Consider the following 16,190-nt stretch of genomic DNA (forward strand, 5'->3'; position numbering starts at 1 on the left):
AGACCTCAAAATCGTTCAGGGCGCACGAGCGCGTAGACCAGGTAGACAAGGATGAGTGCAGCCACGAGGCCGCTCGCTGCATAGTCGAGGGTCACCGGATTTCTCCTCAGAGCTTTTCGCTGGCGATGCCGTAGAGGATCAGAAGGGCGAAGAAGCCGAGGCCAAGCGCCAGCAAGATCACGTCGAGCATTGAGCCGTTCTCCTTGGTCGAGGCTGTGCCGGAACGGGCAATGCGTCGACCGTGTCAAGGCCCGGAAAATGATCGGAGCGGCATATATTTTCGAGAGAGGTGTTCGTCGGCGGATATAGTTTTTACATATATGGAACGGTGGTTTCCGATCCTTGCCGCTCGCCTAACGTTTCACAGCAGCCGCTACAAAAGCGCAGGCAACAACTGCCATTTGGGCTTTGTGGGCATTTCCAGCTAAGGGAGATTGGCGGAGAAGGAGTCCGCTATACTACTGTTTGCCTTTGTTCGCAGACATCTCCCACAGCCCTTTATCTTCAGTAGGTTAGGGGGTGATGTGTCTTTTATTGTCTGTCACTGTTCCCTATTATCCGCAAACTAAAATGGGGAAGAAAGTGGGGAAATGGCGCGCTCACTTCAGAAACTATCCGATATGAAAGTCAGGTCCGACAAATGGGCGTCCGGCCGATATGGCGACGGTGGTGGTCTGTATCTCAACGTCTCTGCAGCTGGTACAAAGTCGTGGCTATTTATGTGGACACCCAAAGGTGGAAAGCGACGGGAAATGGGCTTAGGTGCCTATCCGGCAGTGTCACTCTCAAATGCCCGGGCGAAAGCTGCTGAATGTCGGATTGTGGTTGCAGCGGGTAGAGACCCCATTGCTGAACGGGCTAAGGAAGCGGAGCCGACCTTCGGAGAATGCGCAGACAAGTTCTTAACCTCGATGGAAGCTTCGTGGCGCAACGAGAAGCATCGTTCGCAATGGAAAATGACCCTTGAGGAATATTGCAAACCTATTCGCGCAAAGAGAGTCTCGGTGATCGGCACCGAGGATGTTTTGCAGGTATTGAGCCCTATCTGGATAACAAGGTCGGAAACTGCCTCACGACTGAGGGGACGTATCGAGAGGGTCTTAGACTTCGCAAAGACGAAAGGTTGGCGAGAAGGTGAGAACCCTGCCCTATGGCGTGGTCATCTAAAGAATGTCCTGCCCGCCAGGAAGAAGCTGGCTAGAGGTCATCATACGGCGATGCCCTTTCATGACGTTCCAGCGTTTGTATTGAGATTGCGTTCCGCTGACGCGATGGCGGCACGGGCTCTAGAATTCCTTATCTTAACCGCCGCAAGATCAGGTGAGGTCTACGGCGCGAAATGGGTTGAGGTCGATCTAAACTCGGGTCTTTGGACGATTCCGGCCGAACGGATGAAGGCTGCGAAGGAACACCGAGTGCCGCTATCTGATCGGGCGTTGAACCTAGTCAAGGAGCTTCATAATGCGAGGGTGTCCGACTACGTGTTTCCAGGGCAGAAAAAAGATCATCCACTTTCGACATCCGCTATGGAGATGCTATTGCGACGTCTTAAGGTGGCTGCAACGGTACATGGCTTTCGTTCCTCCTTTAGAGACTGGGCGGGAGACGCTACGACGTTTCCTCGTGAGCTTGCAGAGGCAGCCCTGGCCCACGAAGTGGGCAATAGCGTAGAACGTGCTTACCGCCGCGCGGACGCTGTTGAAAAGCGTCGTAAGCTGATGCAGGGCTGGGCTAACTATTTGGCAACGAAGGCTGCAAATGCTAGAAAATCGAAGGTTTAAATTGTTGAGATCGTAAAATTGTAATTGAGCGACGAAACGTCACCGCTACTCCTACTTTCAAGGTATCACTGAAAGCGTGTAGCAACCTCCTCTTTCGCTAGCTAGTCGTTGCGGGGCGTTAAAAGATCTAGATGACTAACTCCGATAGATTGGGCGAGTTCGAAAAGAGTGATGACGGTGGGGTTCCGCTTTCCTCTTTCAAGGTCGCTTAGATACTGCTGGCTAAAGCCTGAGCGCCGTTCAACTTCTTCCTGAGTAAAACCCTTTTCCCGTCTGAGACGGGCGAAATTTTCTCCAACGAGTGCGCGCATATCCATGCGTCACTGCGTTGCTTAAATTGCCACTAGGCGTTTTCAACTATAGTATGTATTTTGTGGTTTCGATCATTTCGCTTTCCACGTATGCGCTCTCGTTGTCGATCGCGAATGTGCGGTAGGAAACTGAGTGCCGGGGCATGAGCACGGTAGGCTGGGGAAAGTTAGCTGAGCCCGGATTGACGGGGATTGAGTTCCAAGAGGGGGGTAGGATGCCGGATCAGGTGCAAGACACACTCAATGATGAATTTTCCGAGACTTTATTGGAACAGCCCAGAGAGGGAATCCCATTTGGTGGGACCATAAGTTCCATAATCTTGATGGCCGTTCTGACCCTCGGAATGTACCTCCTATATGAAAGCATTACGAACGATTTCCCTCCATCTTGGAAAGCTGCGTACTGGGTTGCAACCGTCATAACTCTAATCACTAGTCTGGCGTGGACAATCAACCTCTGTGGCAGATACGGCCTAAGTGCAGGCCATATGTTTGGTGGGGTTTTTCTCTCGGCTCTGTCAGTTATATGCCTAGTTGTTCTGCTCTGGATCAGTCACAACGCACAGGGCGCATTTGGCAATGGAGCGATACTCGTGGCGGTCCTAGCGGCTACATTTGGAATTGCGGCTCTGGGTATGAATATTATCAAAACAAACTTGGTGTTTGGCGTATTCCTTACGGCGGTCCAGCTGGCGTTCTCGCTGATACTTTTTGTTGTATTGGCCTTTTTCTTGTCAAACCGCTCCAGACGATAGAAGTAAAAATCCATCACAAGTAAGTGGGCAAATTCGCCTAGACTGAAAAACTTGTCGTTATCGGTACCGATCGTAAAATTTTGGTCGCCGCGCCGTTGGAGGGGGAATGCATATAATATACTTTGTAGCCGTAGGGATGATTTCTCTAGTACCTCCGGCGCATGCGGAAAAATGGGATAGCGATCCTTTCATAGTCGCTGCGTTCGTGGCAAACGCCAACGAGGTGTGCGATTTCGAGGCCATTGGCCGAGCACACATGACGAAACGAGCGAAGGCATTCGCCGCCAGGGCACGAACGAGTGGTCCGATTCGTTGGAAGTACGAGTACGAAAAATGGATGCCGGATCGGTCGGAATGCAACGACCTTATGCATGCTTTTGAGACTACGCGTACCTATGCTCCCTTCCATCTCCTTGAAGTGATTCCTGTTGGCGAAACGAGGGGCGCTGTGGCTGGGGGCGCGCTACAGTTCGTTGCAGACTACTGTCATTTCAAACTGACCCCAGCCGGGAAGCATTTCATTACTAAGTCGTACAAGGCGAACCCCCAACTATTCGACGCACAGTACGCTAGCGAAGAAAAAGGGCTCACGTTTGACGATAACGACAAGCTAGTTGACGATCTACCATGCGAGAATTGGTATGGTGATTACCTCAAGGGTGGCTCTGCCTATCTTGGCTTTCAACCCTTTGCGGAACTGCCGCCCGAATAGCTTGGCCTGGGAGGCTGAAAACAAGGGGCACCGGCTCTCTTTTCTGGTTCCCGGGTGTCAAGTATCGGACGTGTCGTTTCCGCCTCTCACAGGCCACCGCTTGGCCTGTTTTGAGCCCATTTTTCGGATCCATTGCTGGCCGGCCTGTATGGTTGGGAAGACGATCCCGTTGGTGTAGTCCAAAGTCCTTGGACCTCAGTCGGCTTGGCTGGGGCGGGGCTGGAAGTGACGTGGGCTCCTGTGGAGGTCTTGAGGTTGACGGTTCTGGAGGTTCAGCGAAGTTTCTCGTCAGGTTCGCTTGGTAAGGAATCGAGGCGTTGGTTCACCTCATCAACACTCACCTCGGGCACAGGCTCCCCTTGGTCTACGCCTCCAGTCCGCATCGCTCTTAAGCTCGCCATCAGCGATGGCATGTGCATTTCCATGAGGAGATCAGTTAAAGCAACGACATCTAGCCCACTCGCTATTGTGGGTAATGCAGCGTCCGGCTTGACCCGGGAAGTATCCTTGTAAAAGGTCTGGCCGCCTCCTCCACCGTGCAGGCCTTTTCTTGAATTGCGCCATACGACTACGCAGTTTGGTCCTACTGAGCCGCCTTCAGTGAATTTGTGAGCCTGATAGTTGAGCTGGGCGAGATGCTCCCCCACCGTTTGGGCCGAAATCCTTTTTTGATTGTAAGCGCTAACTAGCCTCAATAGAGGCCGGTACCAATGCGTGTCCTTTAGGAATAGAACGCTGCCCGTGCCACGGATACCAAATGGCACCGTGACTTCCTTTGGTGTAATGGCTCCACCAATTATGTGTCGAGTATATCGAAACATCGGGTTTAGAGCGCTATCGTCTAATTCGATCGAGTAGAGGCGGTAGGCGTCATTTATATATGCGGGAATTATGAACTGGTGTTGTCGCTGGCGAACGTCTTTGATTTGCCGGAGATGCGGTAGAAATTCCCGCTGCATGGCGTCTGAAATAACCTCCAGCATTCGCTCCAGGGGATAATGCCGACCTCGTAGAACATTCGAAACCCATTGTGAAGGTTGGGTCCCCAGAGCCGTAGCGCCAAGGCCGGCATAACCTACAATTGCTGTCCCATCGATGACTTCAATGACGCTTGCCTTCACGGCATCGTCAATCGGCTTTTGATTTGGGGCAGATAGTCTCCGATCTGCCAATAGCCACAGAGAACCTTTGGTTTGCACAGTGAGTACTAGTGTCATACCATATTACGCATCTTGAATGAATTCGTACGCCCGATCTCGCTGACTAAACAGGTTCAATGGATTCGTAGCTTCTATAGTGATTGTCTTTATCCACTTTCAGATTGTGAGCAATTGTATTGAATCTTGACGAAACGACCTCAATGAGATCGCTCTTCAATATCTTTGCGTCACAAAGCAACAATGGTCCTTTCCGCTTAGTGTCGAAGGATACGCGACCTCGGGGCCAATCCTCGTATTCAAAGACGTTCGCGACAACCCTTTCAAGGGGCTCCGCCCTAGACTTCCGCCACCTGTTCCAGGTGGCGTAGTGCCCGGTGCCGTAGGTTATCATGTCACCGTAGGGTTCTCCGTCATTGATAGGGCACGATGCCGCCAAGAGCCTGAGGTGGCCTTTCCATATTACAAACCAGAAAATTCCGATCTGGCTTGCAAAATTGCTGTGATCATTCACGCGGTGACAATTGTCAGTCGATGAAGTTTTGTCCTGATCCACCTAGATGGCCTCCCAATCCCAAACTGCGAGCGGGATTGCTCGCTCAGCGAGATACGTCGGATAGGGCCGGGAATTTACAGCAACGGACAAATAAACTGATGCGTAGCAATAATGTTACACTGCGTACCACGTGGCACTTGAAAACATCTAGCTGTCGCAGAACACCTTCGGAGGCAGCTGGCGACCCTAGCCATCTTGGCTATTTTCCAGAGAAAGGTTTGGTATCCTTTCCGGTAGCCAGGATTTTCCCGGACGCGTCCAAGGCCTTCACCGTTATGTTGTAGAAATGGGTTTCCCCTTCCGGGCATGGTCCTTTGTATCGGAACGCCCCGTATGGCAGTGACGTTTGTCCTTTGTAAGCCACTGTACCGCCACCGTGTTGGAACGGAGAGTTGCTATCCGTCATCCCGATCTTAAGTGCTGTTGTTTCCAAGGGAACACCGGACAATGTTATTGGTGGTGACTTTGGATCAAAGCACTTTTTCGTTGGGCCCCACTCAAATGTAACGTCCATACTGGATGCAAGGGCTCCTGATGTTACCGCTGAAAACACCAAAGCAAACATAAGTCTTTTCATACCTTCTCCCTCAGGCCTCTTGGAAGTAATTGCCTCAGATTCTGAACAGAAGCTAGAAGTAACAAGATTTTCTACTAAGCGCAAACTGCTAAATGGCGCCCCAATCTATGCTGGATTGTAGAGTTATAGGCGTGGAGCCAAAGCCCCATTGAGGCGAGCTGAACCATAGCGAGAAAGTGGGCAGCGAGCTTGTCGTGTCGAGCGGCGGCTCGGCGGAATGGCTTCAGCTTGGATAAGACATTGATCTGCCCCTTTTTGCCATCGCACGAAGCGGTTGTAACAGGTGGTGCGCGGACCATAGCGCTCGGGCAGGTCGTGCCAAGGCGCACCAGATCGCAGAACCCAGACGATGCTGTTCAGCCCGCGCCGACCATCAACACGTGTCATGCCTCTCGGCTTGTTGGGTAGCAGCGGCGCGATCACAACCTATTTAAAGTCTGTCAGGTCACATCGGCTCATGGTGAGCCCAGAATCAGGACCCCGCGCCATGTGAAGCAGTCAGTCGGCTTAGACCTATGTCCGCCATTCGCGGCACTGCCGTCACTACCCGAAAATTGCTATTCGTTCGGTTCCGCCAAACGGCAGAGGCGGCGCAAGTGGAACAGCGGCTTTCGGGCGCCGTCTCGGGAAAAGCGACCACTCGCTCCACTATTGGAGTGTGAAATACCTGCCGCGTTCAGATTCTTTGAGAGGCGCCCCGGCTGCTACCATCGCAGGTGAGCGCGACGTCAATCGCGGTCGGCCGCGCTGGTAGCCATGTCCGGATCACTAACTCGTCGGTTTGGACTCGATGTTCAGATCTCGCGGCAAGCACGCTCGCGCGCCTTACCACTTCCATGCAACCTACGCCATCATAGATCTCACGAATGGAGGCATGATTTGCGTTTGTTACGAGGACTGATGCACCTCGGCCAGCCGCCTCGACTACAGCATCTCGTAAGCGGACTTGGTCCGCCCACGAAAAGATCTTGTCGTTATATTTCACGAAGCCGTTGAGGTTGTGTTTAACGGTGTAGGGCGGGTCGACGAACACGAAATCTCCGGCCCCAGCAAGAGCCAGCGTCTGTTCAAAGTCGCGATTTTCTAGCTCTGCCCTCCGCAGGATTCCACTACTTGCCACGAAATCATCGCTGTCCAGCACCACCGCTGTCTTCGTTCCAATCGGAACGTTGAACTCATTCTTGCGATTGACCCGATAGAGGCCGTTCCAGCAGGTGCGGTTGAGGTAGAGGAACCACGCCGCTCGCATGATGGGCTCGTCCGGCTTGTCGGCTCGCACCCTGTAATAATGATCCTCGCTGTGGGCGGTATGATGGGCCGCCAGTATCTCGGCGATCGCCATCGGCGCATCGCGCACCGCGCGATAGCAGTTAATTAAATCGTCGTTGAGGTCAGAGAGAATTGCCTGTTTCGGTCGCAACGCGAAAAACATGGCGCCGCTGCCGAGGAACGGCTCGATGTAGCGTTCGAAAGTCTCGGGGATCAGGTGCACGTACCGTTCGGCAAACCAGCGCTTTCCACCCGCCCATTTCAGGAATGGCAGCAGAATTTCTGCAGTTTCGGGGAGGTGTTTGCTCATACTGGGCACAACCCCCACAGGCTCACGCGCTCATGGCTGGCAAGCATTTTCAGGCTTCCAGGCAGATCGGCGGAAATCGCGTGAAAGGAATCCAGCACCTCAGGCGATGATGCTTCGATAGCGGCCACATCGCGCAGCGAATCTTCAACGTCTGCCCAAAGGTCCGCAAGCGCCGTAGGTACTGTACCGGGTCGCCACAATCCGCGCGCTTCGCCGAGCTTCTTCCACCAGAAGCCAAGCATATTTGTGTCGAAGCCGGCACGATTGAACAGCAGATGGGCCGCACCGGTCGCGATGCGTAGGAGAAGGACGGCGCGTGCCATAACGGCGAAGGCGTCGCTTTGCGGATTACCAGGCTTGATCGTTGAGTAGCGAAAAATCAGAGGATCGGTCGGCGATGACTGACAGAGAAGAAAACTCTTCAGCCGCTTCTCGGTCGCCGTCGCCAAGCTTTGCGCCTCGACGATGCTGTTGACCAATTTAACGTAGGTCGCGTCAGCAGCGCTGGCTGGGCGGCTCGTGACGCTGAAATGGTGGTTCTTGACCGCTAAGCGTAGGATGTGCCGGTCGATCTGCTCAAAGCTCGATGCCGAGCTAGGCTCGAGCGCGTTCCACATGTCGCGCACGAACTCGAGCCCATCCTTCGAGCCGACTTCCCATGTGGTCGGGACGCCGTCGGGTCTATAGCTGGAATCGTTGCGCGCTTCCCTATCCTTCGAGGCGAGCCCCAGATCCATGCCCCACTGCATGAACCAGGCTTTTGCCTGCGGTGCAAGCGAGCTTGCGCCACCTTGGAACCATTCATCGAGGGTCCGTCCCTCGGGTCGGACAAGCGAGGAGAAGAGCGCACCCGAAGCTGGACGCCGTGACCACTCCTCAAGCGCCAACCAAGCCATGATGTGCGTACCGTTGTTCGCTCGCAGCTTCGAGGTGCTGTTCGGACCAGAGATAATGTAGTGTTGCTTGTCGAATACTCCGATGCCAGCGCTTGCAACTAACGACATCGCTGCGCGCAACTCTGCATAATAAGCGAGATGTAGCGCGCGGTGGGTGTCTCCAGCAAGGATGCAGGCCACAGCGCGGCCGAGATAGCTCCAGCCATCATTGGCGTGGAGTACCGAACTTGCAGCAATATATTGGGCGAGGTGGCGCTTTCGCTCCGATGTGCCCGGTACGCCGGCTTTTAGGCGCGCAACGACATCATTTCCGTAATAGTTGGTGCTTCCGATCCATTTCGATCGCTTGAGAAACGGCTTCAGCCCCGCGACTGTAAGTTCGACATTCGCTGGGCTGAGCCTTCGGATCGTCAACCTGTCCAGCTTCTGCAACTTTGGTTTTGTCATGAACGGCCAAGAATCGTCTTCGCCGTCGTGGCAACGTCACCTTTACCGGCAGCAAGATGCTCCAGCAGTTGGAGTCGGAGCTCCTTATATCCGCCGCTGCCGCGGAACACTAATTTCGCGCGACGTGTCGCTTCTTCCAAACCTGGTGCTGCGCTCGTTCGCCAGTCGAATGTAGTCATCGCTTGGCCAATCTCACGCAGAAATGATGTGAAATCCTGCTTCTCCAACGATTTCAACTCGCGCTCGACAGCACCGATAGGATCGGCCGTCGAGCGCTCATCCGGCAGCCAGGTGTTGAGCTTGAGTATAGCGGCGCGCTGATAGCTCAGTTCGTTAAGGATCTGAAGGAAACCGCGTACACCTTGGTCGGTAACGACCAGCGAATACGGCGAATAGAACGCGAGGTCATCTTCCGCCTTGATGTCGTCAGGCCGTGTGGCCTTCTCCTCGCCGACCTTCGGTGGCGCTCGAAGATTGCGCGCCCAATCCTCCTCGCACGCGCCCACGGCGGTGCGGAACTCGCGCCAAGCGAAGATCAGAAACGCGGCCTGTTGGGAACGGCTCCAGCCGAGGACCTCGCCCTCCTTTTTAGAGCGACCGCCGAACACGCCGCCGCTTGTTCCCGCTCGGCGGTCCCAAGACCGCACAAAGGTCGATGTGAGCGTCTTTATCCAGGAGCTTTGCGTGACCCAGCGGTTCTGCCGCTCGCCTAGCATGTTAATCCGATCATACCATGGGCTATCGGGATACGACCACAGGATCTCCGTCAGTTCCTGAGCACGTGTCTCGCGATAGACGATGTGGCCCTCGGACCGCTCAAGCCAATCCTCGCTGCGCAGTAGAGGATAGAGATCAAACGCCAAGCTAGGGTTGATCCGCTTCGGCTTGATGTTGATTGTCCAGAATAAATAGGCTTGCCAACTGATGTCGAGGCCAACGAACGCCACCACCGGCAGCTCAAAGTTCGCAAGGTTCGCTGCGCCATCAAACGCCCACAGCCGGTGCTGCCCGTCTATGATCTCGAACGGGGGTAACTTGGCTGGCGACCAATTCGGGCTCCACTTCTCGTAGGGTAGTTGGAGGCGCGGGCCCGTGTCACTGTCGATCATAGTCACCAGATCGCCCTCGGCGACCTCGCTGCCGTTGCGCTTTTCGGCCTTGGTGAGGACGTTTAGCACCACGGCTGTCGGCAGCCATCCGGGCTTGCGCAGATCATGGAACTCAACGCTCTCGCGCTTCGCATCGCTTAGGGTCGACCAAGGAAATCCATATTCGACAAAGCGGCCAATCTCTTCCGAGCGCTCGGGGTCGTGCTGTCGCTGGATTCCTAGATCTTCAGTTCTCGGCGCCGCATCCTTGGCCATACGCCGCGCAATGCCTGACAGGCTACGCAATTCGCGGGCAGGCAACGAGAATAAGTAGAAATGCTGAGCTGGCTTGGCACGATGTTCTTCAGGATTGAAGTCGATCTTCTCCCAGCCCGGCAGCCACTGGTTGACCTTTAGTGCCGGAACTTGCCGATGCTTGTCGGCGATCACGCCATATCCCCCTACCTCATATGCCCGATTTTGATCGCTCATCCCATTTTGGGTATGTTCTATCACCGCAACGTTTACAAGTATTGAAATCTTCTCAGGTCCTAACGCTCGTCGAGTTCAATTCCTCAGCGCCGCGTGTTCACGATCGCGTCTATGTCCATCTCTGGACCAGATGCAATCGTAGAGACATGGCCACTATGGGGCGCGTTGCCTTAGAAGTGCGGCGGCCACCTGAATGACCGCTTCCCCAACTCCGGTGCCCAGAAGCGGACGGGCGGGAGTCCACCCCATCACTGCCGTTCGCGTTTGCGAGTTACCAAAGCTGGACGTTTGACCCGCCCGGGTTATCGCAAACGACTTTCGGCTCCATATCCCTCGTGAAATGGACGGTGGAGCTATTTATGACAAATCAAACAGGTCAAGCCCAACCTGGCGCGATGACGATACAGCAATTCTGCGAATGGGCTGGGATTGGTCGTAGTCTGGTTTACAAGGAAATAAGCGCTGGCCGATTGCGCAGTGTGAAGGTTGGTAAGCGGCGTCTCATCATTTTTGACAGTGCTGTCAATTGGCTGCACTTGCTATCGGCGGGTGAGGCTGATCGCTGAGAGTATAGTGGCTCGCAGGGTTATCACCCCAATCTCTCAAAGCAATAAGAAGAGAAATGTCTGCATCGAATCCTTCGCCTTATTTCTCTTTTTCTCAATCCATCAATCAATTTCCTCTCTCGTCCTCCGACCCTTCAACCGAATTGGAAAATCCAAGGAAAAATGATGCCTGATTGCCTTCGGCCGTCACGTCAAGAACAGACAAAAAGGGAACGTGATCAAGTTTTATCATGGGCGGCCGAGGTTGGGTTGACCTGTAGAAATTCAAATGACGGACATCACGTGAAAATCGGAAGCCTGAATTTCTATCCGTCTAGCGGCAAAATAACTCGCGATGGCGGGTCGCCCGCTGGTCCCGAGAAGGGAGCAGAAGCGTTTATCAAGTTGGCTGGAGCGACATATGGAAAGCCCTCAGGCTTCTGCTCTGAAGGCAAAGCTTCCGATCAGCCAATCCGGCTCAGAATTGCTTCTTGACCGCGTTTACCAAAAACCAAACCATTTTAGGTCATCATTTGAGTACCTTACGTCATTTTCCTCTGTGTTTTGCCAAAAAATCATCTGTGTTTTTCAAAACAAGCGCTTTATCGTACGGACTTGCCAGCTCTTCAAATGCATATCTGTCCAGAACGCCTCGCTCGAAGTTTCACGGTCACAAACTAGCGGAACGAACGTGCCGTCGACCCGGGCTGCTTGCCTAGCTTTCAACGAAATGGAGCGAGAAGAACCCACCCGCTTTCCTGTGATTTCGCCTTGAGCTTTGGCGGCGATGTGGATTTGTTTGACCAACGATATCTCGGGGCCGCTTCCGTACAAATGTATGCTCGGTGACACTCCCTTCATTCGGTAGCGAAACGAATACCATTGGTTTGTACAGGTGGCATTTCTCCTCGACTGAACTTTTGGAGTTAGATGCACTCCATAGGTCCCAGGTTTGCTCATGGATTGAATGGAGGAACATGCCCATTTATCGAATTCAGCGTGAAGTGCATCCGGTATGTGGCACAGCATGTGAACGTGCAGGCTTTTGTCCAGTGGGCGCTCCCAGACGTAGATATAGACACTCTCGATATTGCGGTGTGAACACCAGTCTCGATAGCGAGCCGTCCAAATTCTGAAGGTTCTAAATATTTCGTCACGCCCAACGATGCCTAAGTGTCCTGGCTGGATATCAACGGTGGTATTCATGGTCCACCCTCTTGAGTTCGCAAAACAAACTGCGTCATACAGGTCGAAAAACTGGCGCGCGGTTATGTAGTTGTTCTTCAGATACTGCGCTTCTCGTCGTCGACTGGCGGCAGCAGTGTCATATAGGAGTGCGTCTTCGTCATCTCCCCAAATGGAGCGCTGCAATTGGCTATGGAAACCTGAGCCGTAGTTCCTTCCATACGCGGGAAGACCTGATTCAAGGTCCGATTTGGCATGCTCCTCACCGCTAAGCTCGGCATTCGTATCCTTCAGTTCGTTCATGGGTAGCTCCCGCTAAGTATGGGTGCGAACGACCGCACTCGCACCTATACGAAGCAGGCCATGCGTTAGTGAACTTTTGGACCAATAGATGGCAATGTGTGGATTGATAAAGAACTGCGTCGAATCCTTCCTGCCAAATGGCAAGAAGGAGAAAAAATGCTACCTTATCATAGGCCAACCCTTCCCATTCCTCCTCGCGAAATCCTTGAGCGCTTTGAAGTTCACGAGCCTTTGGACACGCGCTTCCAATCTTGTTCGCGTTTGCTTCAATCCGTCTGGCGGGGACGCAGGGGTTACGGAGTTGGGAGCTATACAAATGGCCAGCAAATTTCTCGGTTTCTCGGAAGCCGTCTGGAGCCTGCTGCCGCACGTGCTGGCGTTAACTATCTTCGACCAGACATCGCCAAACTCGTCCGGCGCGAGATCGCTTATCGAGAGCGCGGCGCTCTAATCGATGAAGCCCGTGCCTGGGAAAATCTGTTGAGTAGTTCGGCGCTCGTCTTCAACTTGTTCGGGCCTCTCAAATTGGACCTTGCCCTGTCCAAGAAGGTTTTGAAGCAGGCCTTTGGCGTCAAAGCCAAGCAGGTGGATGGAGTCTATTTCGAGACGTCGCCAGGGCGGGGCGACGAGTCCTATATTGGCGACCATACGGCTTTGGACGTTCTGATCGCCTATACCGATGAACACGGAAAGTCTTGCTTCTTGGGAATTGAAGTCAAGTATTCGGAATGCCGCCCAGGAACTTCAACGCCCGTGAAAGAAAGGCACCTTGAAGTGGCACGCCGGTCGAAGCTTTTCGTTGATCCAGAGAACGGGTCTCTGCATCAAGCGCCGCTTCGTCAATTCTTCGCCGAGCATTCGCTTTGCTACACGATGGTGCATGAGCGTCACCATTTCGATCGTGGGGCCTTTGTCATCGTTTCGCCATCGCTCAACCATGAAATGGCGGTAGCCATCGACAGTTACAAAGAGCATCTGACGCCCACGGGTGTTGATGTATTGCCTTTCGATGTTGTTAGCCTTGAATTAATGGTGGCTGCCATATCTGACGCTGGCGACACTGATCTGGCTCAGAGATTGCACGAGCGATATCTCGACCTCAGTCCATTGTTCGACTTGATGGACGAATGGAACCCGGACAACTCGAAGTTCATTTGAGAGTACTGTGCTGTGCAGGCCAGACGGACACTCGGTCTGCACAGCACCTCGGAGTGGGGAAGGCTGTGGGGAAAGAACAGGAGTTTTAGGAATTCCAGCGTAATATCAGGTGGTTATGGATATAGTCTGGCGGAGAAGGAGGGATTCGAACCCCCGATACCCTTGCGAGTATGCCGCATTTCGAGTGCGGTGCATTCAACCACTCTGCCACTTCTCCGCGGGTCGTGGTCGCCATGTCGGCGGCGCACTAGATAGCGGCAGTATCGCTGAGAGACAAGGCCAAATCCGCCGGTTTGTTGTGGGGTTGGGCCCGGCGGCCTAGAATGCGGCAGTTATGGGTGCCGCGGCGTTTGCGAAGGGCCGCCCTTGCCGTGTGCAATCGGCGATTGCCTTGACTTTGCAGGGCCCTTCGGTTAGGGACAGCGCGCAATCGGCGTGGAACGCTTTCCGCGCCGCTTGTTTTTTGAACCCGCAGACTGACAAAAAGACGGCCGGACCGCCATTCCCTCGTGGAAATTGGCAGGTTCATAAAGGCCGACCGAACAGCGAAAGGCAAAAAATGTTCGCAGTCATTAAAACGGGCGGCAAGCAGTATCGCGTGGCCGCCAACGATCTTCTGAAGATCGAAAAAGTCGAAGGCCAGGTCGGCGATATCGTCGAGATCGGCACTGTTCTCGCTCACGGCGAAGGCGACAATGTCGTGTTCGGCGCTCCCTTCGTCGAAGGCGCGCTGGTTACGGCGGAAGTTGTCCTGCAGGGCAAGAACCGCACCGTCATCGCTTTCAAGAAGCGCCGCCGCCAGAATTCGCGCCGCAAGATCGGTCATCGCCAGCTGCTCACCACGGTGCGCATCTCCGAGATCCTGATCGGTGGCGCCAAGCCGTCGAAGAAGGCTGCCGCAAAGTCCGAAGCCAAGGCAGAGGCAAAGACGGAAGCCAAGGCTGCTCCGCTGTTCAAGGCGCCGAAGGGCGAGCCGGATGACCTCACCGTCATCAAGGGCATCGGTCCGGTGGCTGCCGAGCAGCTCAAGGAGCAGGGCATCGCCACTTTCGCGCAGGTCGCGAAGCTGTCGGATGCCGACGTCGCCAAGATCGACGAGCACATGCCTTTCAGCGCCGACCAGATCAAGGACTGGCGCGAGCAGGCCAAGGAACTGGCGAAGAAGTAATTCGCCAGCCGCCTGATCGGACTTGAAACGGACGCCAAGCGCGTCCATAAGGATCGCAAGCGCCTGAGACGGCGCAAAGGAGCACTAAGATGGCACACAAGAAAGCTGGCGGTTCGTCGCGCAACGGTCGCGATTCGCACTCCAAGCGCCTTGGCGTGAAGAAGTTCGGTGGCGAAGCCGTCATTCCGGGCAACATTATCATTCGCCAACGCGGCACCCAGTGGCATCCCGGCGTCAACGTCGGCATGGGCACGGACCACACCCTTTTTGCGCTCGAAGCAGGCGCAGTAACCTTCAACAAAAAAGCCAATGGCCGAACCTACGTATCGGTAAACCCGATGCAAAAGGCCGCGGAGTAGCCGGTTCCGCACTTAGATACCGGCGCCCCATCTCGGGACCGGTGTCTGGCCAAGCCAGGAAATGGATCAGGGGAGATGGGTCGCCATCTCCCCTTTTTCTTTCGCCTGGAGGACAGTTCGATGGTTGCCGAGAAGGAAGAGTTAGACGACGCGAGTTTGCGCATCGATTGCCCGGTGCTGCTGACCGAGCGCCTGGTGATGCGCCCGCCGCATGACGACGACGTGGCCGATCTCGTGGCGCTGGCCGACAACCGACGCGTTGCCGAAATGCTGGCGCGCATGCCCAATCCTTATGGCGAAGCGGAGGCACGCGCCTTCATCGCCAATAGCAAGGTTGGCGGCTTCGGCGGCGCGGTCTATGCGCTGACGCGTTCCGAAAACGGCGCGCTGGTCGGTTGCGCCGGCCTCAACCAGACCGATCGCGGGCTGGAACTGGGCTATTGGATCGGCGAGCCCTATTGGGGGCAGGGCTATGCCACGGAAGCTGCGCACGCGCTGGTCGATCTTGCCTTCAGGGCGACCGAGATCACCTCGCTCCATGCTTCGTGCCGGGTCATCAATCCGGCCTCGCGGCGGGTCATCCACAAGTGCGGTTTCCAGTATGCCGGCCAGGGCATGCTGAACTCGATCGTCGCCGGCAAGGTGCCGGTCGAGCGCTACAGGCTGGATCGGCGGACCTGGTCGAGCCTGAGGACCTGGGCGCATTCGTGAACCAGAGGCGGGCGGGGACGGTTGTCTGCCCCGCCTGCGCACTGCTGCCCAGAATGCTTCAGCAAAGTCACGGAATGGATCCCGGACAGCATCACCATCGCTTCGCTCGGCTCGCTTCCGGGATGACGGAGGTTTTTTGCGCTTCGTCATCCTCGGGCAAGCCTGAGCGCAGCGAAAGGCGCCACCCGAGGATCCATGCCGTGAGGATTGAGGACGTGGGGTGGCTCAGAATGGGGAGCCTTCTTCTGCGCCCTTTGCGCGCCGCCGATTGGTCACGGCATGGATCCTAGGGTCTCCGCAACGGCCTTCGGCCTGCTTCGCCCTAGGATGACGAAGAGATGGATATGCTTATTGATTGCCACGCCCGGCTAAAGCCGTCTGGCCATTGTCAAAGAACTGACCTCATCTGA

General features: G+C 54.8%; 16 protein-coding genes, 1 tRNA gene and 1 pseudogene. 9 read left to right on the plus strand and 9 right to left on the minus strand.

What is annotated here, in order from left to right; translation table 11 throughout:
* Window positions 1–5: 5 nt before the first annotated feature.
* Window positions 6–95 (minus strand): K(+)-transporting ATPase subunit F, encoded by a 90-nt coding sequence (kdpF, locus tag ACODTY_RS11305; RefSeq protein ID WP_488994362.1) that lies wholly within the window; start codon window positions 93–95, stop codon window positions 6–8.
* A 495-nt stretch (window positions 96–590) separates the two neighbouring features.
* Between kdpF and ACODTY_RS11310 the strand changes: the two genes are divergently transcribed.
* The gene (locus tag ACODTY_RS11310) at window positions 591–1,781 is read left to right on the plus strand and encodes a tyrosine-type recombinase/integrase (RefSeq protein WP_488994363.1); all 1,191 of its coding nucleotides are present in this window, start codon (window positions 591–593) and stop codon (window positions 1,779–1,781) included.
* 101 nt (window positions 1,782–1,882) lie between these two features.
* Here the strand turns inward: ACODTY_RS11310 and ACODTY_RS11315 are convergent, their stop codons facing one another.
* Entirely contained in the window at window positions 1,883–2,098 is a 216-nt protein-coding gene (locus tag ACODTY_RS11315) for a helix-turn-helix domain-containing protein (RefSeq protein WP_488994364.1), read from the minus strand.
* Window positions 2,099–2,235: 137 nt separating this feature from the next.
* Between ACODTY_RS11315 and ACODTY_RS11320 the strand changes: the two genes are divergently transcribed.
* Both ACODTY_RS11320 and ACODTY_RS11325 read left to right on the plus strand, forming a co-directional pair.
* Window positions 2,236–2,847: a hypothetical protein gene (locus tag ACODTY_RS11320; RefSeq protein ID WP_488994365.1), complete on the plus strand. Its 612-nt coding sequence runs from the start codon at window positions 2,236–2,238 to the stop codon at window positions 2,845–2,847.
* A gap of 106 nt (window positions 2,848–2,953) precedes the next feature.
* A complete protein-coding gene (locus ACODTY_RS11325) occupies window positions 2,954–3,559 on the plus strand; it encodes a hypothetical protein (protein WP_488994366.1) in 606 nt (201 codons plus the stop codon).
* Between the two features lie 272 nt (window positions 3,560–3,831).
* Here ACODTY_RS11325 and ACODTY_RS11330 read toward each other — a convergent pair whose 3' ends face one another.
* Window positions 3,832–4,776: a P-loop NTPase family protein gene (locus tag ACODTY_RS11330; RefSeq protein ID WP_488994367.1), complete on the minus strand. Its 945-nt coding sequence runs from the start codon at window positions 4,774–4,776 to the stop codon at window positions 3,832–3,834.
* Window positions 4,777–5,664: 888 nt separating this feature from the next.
* On the opposite strand from ACODTY_RS11330, the gene ACODTY_RS11335 reads away from it, so the two are divergent.
* Window positions 5,665–5,970, plus strand: a complete 306-nt coding sequence (locus tag ACODTY_RS11335; RefSeq protein WP_488994368.1) for a hypothetical protein — start codon at window positions 5,665–5,667, stop codon at window positions 5,968–5,970.
* A 131-nt stretch (window positions 5,971–6,101) separates the two neighbouring features.
* Here ACODTY_RS11335 and ACODTY_RS11340 read toward each other — a convergent pair.
* The 4 genes and pseudogenes from ACODTY_RS11340 to ACODTY_RS11355 all read right to left on the minus strand — a co-directional run.
* Window positions 6,102–6,272, minus strand: a pseudogene (locus tag ACODTY_RS11340) (transposase); the annotation flags it as partial.
* Between the two features lie 253 nt (window positions 6,273–6,525).
* Window positions 6,526–7,428, minus strand: a complete 903-nt coding sequence (locus tag ACODTY_RS11345) for a DNA adenine methylase (RefSeq protein ID WP_488994369.1) — start codon at window positions 7,426–7,428, stop codon at window positions 6,526–6,528.
* Window positions 7,425–8,771, minus strand: a complete 1,347-nt coding sequence (locus ACODTY_RS11350; protein ID WP_488994370.1) for a hypothetical protein — start codon at window positions 8,769–8,771, stop codon at window positions 7,425–7,427. The genes ACODTY_RS11345 and ACODTY_RS11350 overlap by 4 nt, the downstream gene beginning before the upstream one ends.
* Window positions 8,768–10,309, minus strand: coding sequence for a DGQHR domain-containing protein (locus tag ACODTY_RS11355; RefSeq protein ID WP_488994371.1), 1,542 nt, complete (start codon window positions 10,307–10,309; stop codon window positions 8,768–8,770). Before ACODTY_RS11355 ends, ACODTY_RS11350 begins: the two co-directional genes overlap by 4 nt.
* A 437-nt stretch (window positions 10,310–10,746) precedes the next feature.
* On the opposite strand from ACODTY_RS11355, the gene ACODTY_RS11360 reads away from it, so the two are divergent.
* Entirely contained in the window at window positions 10,747–10,917 is a 171-nt protein-coding gene (locus ACODTY_RS11360; protein ID WP_488994386.1) for an excisionase family DNA-binding protein, read from the plus strand.
* A gap of 567 nt (window positions 10,918–11,484) precedes the next feature.
* On the opposite strand, the gene ACODTY_RS11365 is transcribed toward ACODTY_RS11360, so the two are convergent.
* Window positions 11,485–12,384, minus strand: coding sequence for a hypothetical protein (locus ACODTY_RS11365; RefSeq protein WP_488994372.1), 900 nt, complete (start codon window positions 12,382–12,384; stop codon window positions 11,485–11,487).
* A 156-nt stretch (window positions 12,385–12,540) separates the two neighbouring features.
* Here ACODTY_RS11365 and ACODTY_RS11370 point away from each other — a divergent pair, with 156 nt between their 5' ends.
* Window positions 12,541–13,542, plus strand: coding sequence for a PGN_0703 family putative restriction endonuclease (locus tag ACODTY_RS11370; protein WP_488994373.1), 1,002 nt, complete (start codon window positions 12,541–12,543; stop codon window positions 13,540–13,542).
* A gap of 127 nt (window positions 13,543–13,669) precedes the next feature.
* On the opposite strand, the gene ACODTY_RS11375 is transcribed toward ACODTY_RS11370, so the two are convergent.
* Window positions 13,670–13,759, minus strand: a tRNA-Ser gene (locus ACODTY_RS11375).
* A 342-nt stretch (window positions 13,760–14,101) separates the two neighbouring features.
* On the opposite strand from ACODTY_RS11375, the gene rplU reads away from it, so the two are divergent.
* From rplU to ACODTY_RS11390, 3 genes are all read left to right on the plus strand, one after another.
* Window positions 14,102–14,710: a 50S ribosomal protein L21 gene (gene rplU / locus ACODTY_RS11380; RefSeq protein ID WP_488994374.1), complete on the plus strand. Its 609-nt coding sequence runs from the start codon at window positions 14,102–14,104 to the stop codon at window positions 14,708–14,710.
* An 89-nt stretch (window positions 14,711–14,799) separates the two neighbouring features.
* Entirely contained in the window at window positions 14,800–15,069 is a 270-nt protein-coding gene (rpmA, locus tag ACODTY_RS11385; protein ID WP_056234635.1) for a 50S ribosomal protein L27, read from the plus strand.
* Window positions 15,070–15,189: 120 nt separating this feature from the next.
* Window positions 15,190–15,780, plus strand: a complete 591-nt coding sequence (locus ACODTY_RS11390; protein WP_488994375.1) for a GNAT family N-acetyltransferase — start codon at window positions 15,190–15,192, stop codon at window positions 15,778–15,780.
* Window positions 15,781–16,190 lie beyond the last annotated feature (410 nt).

This window comes from Mesorhizobium sp. FG116 (assembly GCF_057809835.1).

Bases quoted from the DNA above. Each gene is read 5' to 3' on its own strand.
- ACODTY_RS11310 (WP_488994363.1), top strand. From the start codon at position 591: ATGGCGCGCTCACTTCAGAAACTATCCGATATGAAAGTCAGGTCCGAC.
- ACODTY_RS11315 (WP_488994364.1), bottom strand. From the start codon at position 2,098: ATGGATATGCGCGCACTCGTTGGAGAAAATTTCGCCCGTCTCAGACGG.
- ACODTY_RS11320 (WP_488994365.1), top strand. From the start codon at position 2,236: ATGAGCACGGTAGGCTGGGGAAAGTTAGCTGAGCCCGGATTGACGGGG.
- ACODTY_RS11325 (WP_488994366.1), top strand. From the start codon at position 2,954: ATGCATATAATATACTTTGTAGCCGTAGGGATGATTTCTCTAGTACCT.
- ACODTY_RS11330 (WP_488994367.1), bottom strand. From the start codon at position 4,776: ATGACACTAGTACTCACTGTGCAAACCAAAGGTTCTCTGTGGCTATTG.
- ACODTY_RS11345 (WP_488994369.1), bottom strand. From the start codon at position 7,428: ATGAGCAAACACCTCCCCGAAACTGCAGAAATTCTGCTGCCATTCCTG.
- ACODTY_RS11350 (WP_488994370.1), bottom strand. From the start codon at position 8,771: ATGACAAAACCAAAGTTGCAGAAGCTGGACAGGTTGACGATCCGAAGG.
- ACODTY_RS11360 (WP_488994386.1), top strand. From the start codon at position 10,747: ATGACGATACAGCAATTCTGCGAATGGGCTGGGATTGGTCGTAGTCTG.
- ACODTY_RS11365 (WP_488994372.1), bottom strand. From the start codon at position 12,384: ATGAACGAACTGAAGGATACGAATGCCGAGCTTAGCGGTGAGGAGCAT.
- ACODTY_RS11370 (WP_488994373.1), top strand. From the start codon at position 12,541: ATGCTACCTTATCATAGGCCAACCCTTCCCATTCCTCCTCGCGAAATC.
- rplU (WP_488994374.1), top strand. From the start codon at position 14,102: ATGTTCGCAGTCATTAAAACGGGCGGCAAGCAGTATCGCGTGGCCGCC.
- rpmA (WP_056234635.1), top strand. From the start codon at position 14,800: ATGGCACACAAGAAAGCTGGCGGTTCGTCGCGCAACGGTCGCGATTCG.
- ACODTY_RS11390 (WP_488994375.1), top strand. From the start codon at position 15,190: ATGGTTGCCGAGAAGGAAGAGTTAGACGACGCGAGTTTGCGCATCGAT.